Here is a 6,492-nt window from a genome sequence, read left to right as displayed (position 1 = left end):
GCGGCGGGGGGGGCGGCGGGCCCCCCCCCCCCCTCGCGCAACCGATCGGGATTAGCTGCTCCGCGCCCTAACGAGCGCGACTTGAAATTCTCCGAAGTCCGCAGAAACCCTCGAAGATTCGATCAATGGTTAACCTATGCTTAGTTCATCGGGCCTGACGTGATCGGCGTCACACGTTGTTGGTCGCACGAGAGACACAGCTCGTATAGCGCATGTCCAGGATGGAGATCGGACTTGCACAGGAGCCTTATGGATAACCATTGGAGCACGGAGATGAAGAAAACGTTAGGCGCATTGGCGGTGCTAGTTGTTGCTGCAGGCACGGCCTCGGCACAATCGACTGTGACGCTGTTCGGCGTGGTGGATACCGGCATCAGCTATTTCAATGCCGAGAGCAGGTTCTATTCAAGGAATCCCTTCGCGCTTCCACCAGTCGGCACCCCGACTAGTGTGACGCAAAGCAAGTGGGCCGAGTCAACCGGAAATCACACTGGAAGCCGCTGGGGAGTTCGGGGCACGGAAGATTTGGGCGGCGGACTGGGCGCTGCCTTCTGGCTAGAGTCGGGTATTGCGAGCGACACCGGGGCAGGCACTGCCCCAGGCGGCATCATGAACTTCAATCGGCGTTCGACGGTGAGTCTGCTGAGCTGGTTGGGCGAGGTTCGCTTGGGCCGTGACTTCACGCCCACGTACATTAACGATCTGGTGGACCCGTTTTCCAATGGCGGGGTGGGCGCAACGCTCATTGCTACCATCGGCACCAACCTCGCTACCGCGCGTGGTCCGGGCTCGGCGCAAAGCCCGAGCGACAACTACGTTCGCACTAGCAACAGCATCGCTTACTTCACGCCACAAGGCCTAGGTGGCTTCTACGGGCAGTTGACCTACGCTTTGCCCGAAACAGTGAAGGTCAGCGGCTTACCGCAGTCGTCGACCGGCAGGTTCTATGGTGGTCGGTTCGGGTACGCCAAAGGTCCAATCGACGTGGCGCTCGCCTACTCTTCAAGCCAGGCAGTCGACAATCTTGTCCGCAATGTACTGGTCGACGAGAGCCTCACCACTGCGAGCCTGATAGCCACGTACGACTTCGGACCTTTTAAGTTGATCGGTCAGATCGCACAAATGCAAGACAAGCGCGACTCGCTGTTTACGAGTGGCGTCAGCACGCAGACCGAGGACAAATACAATGGAGGCATGGTTGGTGTGACCGTGCCGATTGGTGTCGGACTGATCCGTGCAACTTATGCTAAGGTCAATTTCAACGGCTTCACTAATAACGATGCGTCGACGCAGAAACTCGCCATTGGCTATGTGCACAACCTGTCGAAGCGGACAAACTTGTACGCTACCGCTGCCAAGGTGGAAGTGAAGGATGGTCAGAACAATCCAGCCATCATGGGAGCCCTCGCCGGCAGCAGCGGACTGACGTATCTGTCGACTGGTGCCGGTGTCCAGGGTTATGCGCCTCACTCCTCGACTGGATATGAGTTTGGGATCCGGCACGCCTTTTGATCGTTGGTTGTCTCCAAGTTCCTCCGACGAAAGTCGGGGGTTTTTTTGTAGCCAATCCCTTTCTGGTCGAAGCGCGCGGGAACGGCGGGCTGCATAAAGGGTGTGCTTTGGCTCCGGTTGATTTTCACCCTGCGCGGCGGCGACAGGCCCTGAGGAGAGAATATGATTCGAGTTCTTGAGATCCTCATATTGCTTGCGGTATCGATGGCAAGCTACGCTCAGGCGCAGGACAAGTCGGTCAAGATAATCGTACCGTTCACCGCCGGCGGTTCAACAGACGTGCTTTCGCGGGAATTCGCGCAGGCTCTAGGTACGGTCCTCAATCAACCTGTGGTTGTCGATAACAGGGCTGGCGGTGATGGCGCGGTGGGCGTACAGGCCGCATCTAAATCTGCCCCCGATGGTTACACGGCTCTCGTTGGAACCAACTCAACCCAGGTGCTGAATGTCCTGCTCAACAGAACCGTTCCCTATGATCCCGTAAAGGACTTCGCGCCGGTCTGCATGTTGGGACGTTCGAAGAACGTGATGTACATCCGCAGCTCTTTGCCACACAAGACGCTGGCGGAGTTCTTGGCCGACGCGAAGGCTCAGCCGGAGAAGTTCACGTTTGCCTACGTCAGCGCAGGCACACGGCTCGCTGCTGAACTCCTGCAGCAACTGGGAACGGTCCGCCTGAGAGGCATTCCCTACCGGTCAACCGCGGGCGCTTTCACGGACGTCGCGGGCGGACAAGTGGACGTGCTGTTCTCGGATCATGTGTCCGCCATCCCTTTTCTGCAGACAGGAAAGATTCGGGCTCTGGCCGTAACCGGCTCGGAGCGCGTCAAGGCCATTCCGGAGGTTCCCACTATGATCGAGTCAGGGCTGAAGAGCTACGAGATGCAGCCCTGGTATGCCCTCTATCTTCCCATCCAGACCCCGCGCCCGATGGTTGAGAAGCTGATCGATGCATCCACCCGAGCCATCAGCTCGCCTGCGATGCAGGCCGCACGTGAAAAGTTAGGGGTGGACGAGTTCCTGGTGTGCGATGCCGAGCTGGCCAAGTTTCAGTTGCAAGAGATAGCTCGTTGGGGTCGCGTCGTCAAGGACGCGAACATACAACCGCAGTAGGCGACGGTGAGCCTGATTGCTTCTGCTATGGCGACGGCGTCGCGGGGGGAGGGCGGTGTGTGGTCTTCGAACGCGCTAGCTCCAGCTCAGCGGGACTGGCTCGCTGGCTCAGGACCCGAACTTGAATCGAATATTGATCGAGGCATTGGAATGACTGAAGCGATAGAAACTGCGATCCGCAACGAGAGTAACCCCGCCGGCGCCATTGATCCGGCACTTCCCATCGTCGATTGCCATCATCACCTGTGGCACCCCCATGCCGAACGCTACATGACCGATGCGTTCCAAGCCGACATTCTGGCAAGCGGTCATCAGGTCGAGGCAACCGTGTACGTCGAGTGCAGTGTCATGCTGCGCAGAGAGGGTCCCGCGGCATTCCGCTCAGTTGGAGAAGCCGAGTTCGCCGCGGGAATGGCTGCAATGAGCGACAGCGGCATTTTCGGTCCGACGCGGGTCGCCGCCGCATTCATCGGTGCGGTCGATTTGACGCTCGGAGGCGAGGTCGATGAGGTTCTTGACGCACTCCATGCCGCGAGCGGCGGCCGCTTGCGCGGTGTCCGTGGCGCCGCAAACTGGGACGCCGATGAGGGCGTCAACAGTGGCACGCGCCCAATGGCGCCTCGTGGATTGCTGCTGGATGACCGTTTTAGGGCCGGCGTTGCCAGGCTGGCTCAGCGCGACTTGGTGTACGACGCGTGGCAGTACCACCCCCAGTTGCCAGAGCTGTGTGCGCTTGCCGATGCATTGCCAAATGTCACGATGGTCCTGAACCATTGCGCCGGGCTGCTCGGAGTCGGGCCTTATGCTGGACCCGATAAGTTTGACCGCTGGCGAAGTTTGGTGAGGGAGAGTGCCAAGCGGCCGAATGTCCTGATGAAGGTCGGCGGCCTCGCCGGTCGCCGCAACGGCTTCGGCTATGACGGTCGCTCGTCGTGCGCCACATTGGAAGAGCTCGCGGCTGACTGGCGGCCCTACATCGAGACCTGCATCGAATCGTTTGGTGCTGATCGTTGCATGTTCGAGAGCAACTATCCCGTTGACAAGGTTGCGGGGGATTATCAGATGCTCTGGAATGTGTTCAAGACGGTGACCGCAGGTTGCTCGCCGTCCGAGAAGACCGCCATGTTCAGCGGTACTGCTCGCAGAACTTACGCAATCGATTAACTTCGCGGAAGGAATGCATCATGGAAATCGGATTCATTGGCCTCGGGACGATGGGACGGGGTATGGCCGCGAACCTTCTGAAGGCGGGGCACTCGGTCGTTCTGCACGACCTATCGAAGGCGGCCGCGAGCAAACATCTTGCAAACGGCGCTTCCTGGGCAGAAACGCCACGCGAAGTTGCCGCTTCCTGCGACGTGCTCTTCACCTCCCTGCCCACACCGGCGGATGTGGAGGCCATCTGCCGCGGTGACGATGGGCTTATTGCCGGATTCCGCAATGGCGCGGCCTGGTTCGATTTGTCGACAAACTCCGTGGATGTCGTGCGTCGCCTCTATGCTGAACTCGCTCCGCGCCACGTGGAGCTTTTGGATGCTCCGGTCAGCGGTGGTCCGGCGGGCGCCGCCAGCGGGAAGCTGGCGATCTGGGTCGGAGGCGACGAAGCTGCGTTCGAGCGCTGCAAACCCTGCCTGGATGCCATGGCCGACCAAGTGCGGTATATCGGTCTGATCGGCGCCGGGACGATCGCAAAGTTGGTTCACAACTGCGCCAGTACGGCGATTAGTGCGGTACTGGCAGAGGTCTTCACCATGGGTGTGAAAGCAGGGGTGGATCCGCTGCCTCTCTGGGAGGCCATTCGCCAGGGCGCGATCGGGCGGCAACGTACTTTCGAGAAGCTGGGCACGCGTTACTTGCCTGGCAAGTTTGATCCGCCGAGCTTCGCGCTTCGCTTGGTCCACAAGGATCTTCAGTTAGGCCTGCAGTTGGGTCGGGATTTTGGCGTCCCCATGCGCTTGTGCAACATGGTCGGCCAGGAAGTCCAGGAGGCGTTGAATCGTGGGTGGGCTCAACGAGATTCCATGTCATTCATGATCTTGCAACAAGAGCGAGCCGGCATTCCGCCGATCGAAGTACCTATGGATCAGGTCAATGCAGTGCTCGACAAAGACTGACGGCGGCATCAGGACTCATGCGAACCAGGGTTCCAAACGGACCGCAACGATCGAGTCACTCTTGGCTTGAGGTTGCTCACTACTAAATAACTTTCTCGTGACCGGAGAATCTGACGTGGAACAGCTAGACGGTATTTGGCGGCTCGTGGAGGCTCGGGCCTGGGATGAAGCGACGGACCGCTTGAGCGCGCCATACGGTGAGCATCCGGTTGGCATGATCACGTTCTCCAATGGTCGGATGTTGGCCGCGCTGTGCAATGGCGACCGCGTCGTGCCGGAAGGCGCCAAGCGCTCCTACTCCTCCTACGGCGGGGTCTACACCTTCGACGGCAGCACGCTGGAGACCCTGGTGGACGTGGCGTCCGATCCTTCTCGCATAGGTGGACGCCAAGTACGCAAGGTTGAAATGCGTGGCGCACAGCTGGTGTTGAGGCCACCCACTCGTCGGTATGGCGAAGCGGTTCAGAAACGGGAACTTATCTGGGAGCGAGTCTGGCAACCTGCCTAAAGCAATCCCAAACTCGGCGAGCCGGCGATCCGGCGTCGGCCGTTCGAATGCTTCGCCGAAATCGAACGGAACTCCTCCTGCGGGACCTCGAAGGTCGCCTCAGTCGTCAATAGACAAGTCTGGAAATTGCCATGTCGCAAGGGAATTCAAATGTCGTACCGGAGGTGATCGAACCGGACCTGCCGATCATTGATAGCCATCACCATCTTTGGGTGAACGCGAGCGGTCCGTACTTGATCGGTGAGTTTTCTGCCGATCTCGCACTTGGCCACCGAGTGGAGGCGTCGGTGTACGTCGAATGCAACTCGATGTACCGAAGGAGTGGACCCCCCGAACTACGTTCGGTGGGTGAGGCGGAGTTCGTGTCCGGCATGGGGGCAATGGCCGACAGCGGGCTGTTCGGTCCTGCGCGGATATGCGCAGCGTTTGTGGGGGCGGCAGACTTGTCAATGGGTGCGGCCGTCGATCCGGTACTGGACGCGCTCTCGGCCGCGAGCGGCGGGCGCTTTCGGGGGGTCCGAGGGTTCGCTGCGTGGGACGCGTCCCCAGGCATGAATCTGACGCGTCCATACGCCGCTCGTGGCATCCTGCTCGACTCTGGCTTTCGTGCCGGTTTCGAGCGCTTGGCGCAGCGCAATCTAGTTTATGACGCTTGGCAATATCACCCGCAGTTGCCGGAACTCTGCAGTCTCGCCGATGCCTTCCCGCAAACTACGATTGTCGTAAACCATTGTGGCGGCCTTCTGGGCATCGGCCCCTACGCCGGCCCGGAGACGTTTGGCAACTGGAAGGGGCTTGTCACTGAGGTGGCGCGGCGGCCCAACACGGTGATGAAGCTGGGTGGCCTTGGGGGACATCGCTGCGGATTCGACTTTGCCAGCCGCACGGCGCCACCCTCGGCACAGGAGCTCGCCAAGCTATGGGGACCTTACATCGAAACCTGCATCGAGCTGTGGGGGCCGAACCGCTGCATGTTCGAAAGCAACTTTCCGCCAGATCACGTCGCCGGCAGCTATCGGACCGTATGGAACGCGCTCAAGCTAACCGCAACGAAATTTTCCGCAAGTGAGAAAAGCGAAATGTTCAGCGGGACCGCGCGGCGTGTGTACCGCATTGAGTAAGGAAAGCTGGCACAGCTGCGGGGGCAGTCCTAAGCCGTGCTGAGTTGAGGCGTGGCGTGGCGTGGCGTGGCGTGGCGTGGCGTGGCGTGGCGTGGCGTGGCGCGGATGATGAGAGCCTTCCATC

General features: G+C 60.1%; 6 protein-coding genes. All 6 read left to right on the top strand.

All coding sequences use genetic code 11. The features are described 5' to 3' along the window. The first annotated feature begins 273 nt into the window (after positions 1–273). The 6 genes from QTI45_RS31930 (at position 274) to QTI45_RS31905 (ending at position 6,368) form a co-directional block, all read left to right on the top strand. Entirely contained in the window at positions 274–1,512 is a 1,239-nt protein-coding gene (locus QTI45_RS31930) for a porin (protein WP_286657238.1), read from the top strand. A gap of 162 nt (positions 1,513–1,674) precedes the next feature. Further along, positions 1,675–2,625, top strand: coding sequence for a Bug family tripartite tricarboxylate transporter substrate binding protein (locus QTI45_RS31925; protein WP_286657237.1), 951 nt, complete (start codon positions 1,675–1,677; stop codon positions 2,623–2,625). 150 nt (positions 2,626–2,775) lie between these two features. Then, the gene (locus QTI45_RS31920) at positions 2,776–3,789 is read left to right on the top strand and encodes an amidohydrolase family protein (RefSeq protein ID WP_286657236.1); all 1,014 of its coding nucleotides are present in this window, start codon (positions 2,776–2,778) and stop codon (positions 3,787–3,789) included. 20 nt (positions 3,790–3,809) lie between these two features. Further along, complete coding sequence (locus tag QTI45_RS31915) at positions 3,810–4,739, top strand: NAD(P)-dependent oxidoreductase (RefSeq protein ID WP_286657235.1); 930 nt, start codon at positions 3,810–3,812, stop codon at positions 4,737–4,739. Positions 4,740–4,836: 97 nt separating this feature from the next. After that, a complete protein-coding gene (locus QTI45_RS31910; protein WP_353621355.1) occupies positions 4,837–5,247 on the top strand; it encodes a lipocalin-like domain-containing protein in 411 nt (136 codons plus the stop codon). A gap of 131 nt (positions 5,248–5,378) precedes the next feature. Then, positions 5,379–6,368, top strand: a complete 990-nt coding sequence (locus QTI45_RS31905) for an amidohydrolase family protein (RefSeq protein ID WP_286657233.1) — start codon at positions 5,379–5,381, stop codon at positions 6,366–6,368. Positions 6,369–6,492: the final 124 nt, after the last annotated feature.

The organism is Variovorax saccharolyticus (assembly GCF_030316765.1).
GTDB classification, from domain to species: domain Bacteria; phylum Pseudomonadota; class Gammaproteobacteria; order Burkholderiales; family Burkholderiaceae_C; genus Variovorax; species Variovorax saccharolyticus.
This window is presented reverse-complemented; position numbering and strand designations above follow the sequence as displayed.

Coding starts and splice junctions, on each gene's coding strand:
- QTI45_RS31925 (WP_286657237.1), top strand. CDS start 1,675: ATGATTCGAGTTCTTGAGATCCTCATATTGCTTGCGGTATCGATGGCA.
- QTI45_RS31920 (WP_286657236.1), top strand. CDS start 2,776: ATGACTGAAGCGATAGAAACTGCGATCCGCAACGAGAGTAACCCCGCC.
- QTI45_RS31905 (WP_286657233.1), top strand. CDS start 5,379: ATGTCGCAAGGGAATTCAAATGTCGTACCGGAGGTGATCGAACCGGAC.
- QTI45_RS31915 (WP_286657235.1), top strand. CDS start 3,810: ATGGAAATCGGATTCATTGGCCTCGGGACGATGGGACGGGGTATGGCC.
- QTI45_RS31930 (WP_286657238.1), top strand. CDS start 274: ATGAAGAAAACGTTAGGCGCATTGGCGGTGCTAGTTGTTGCTGCAGGC.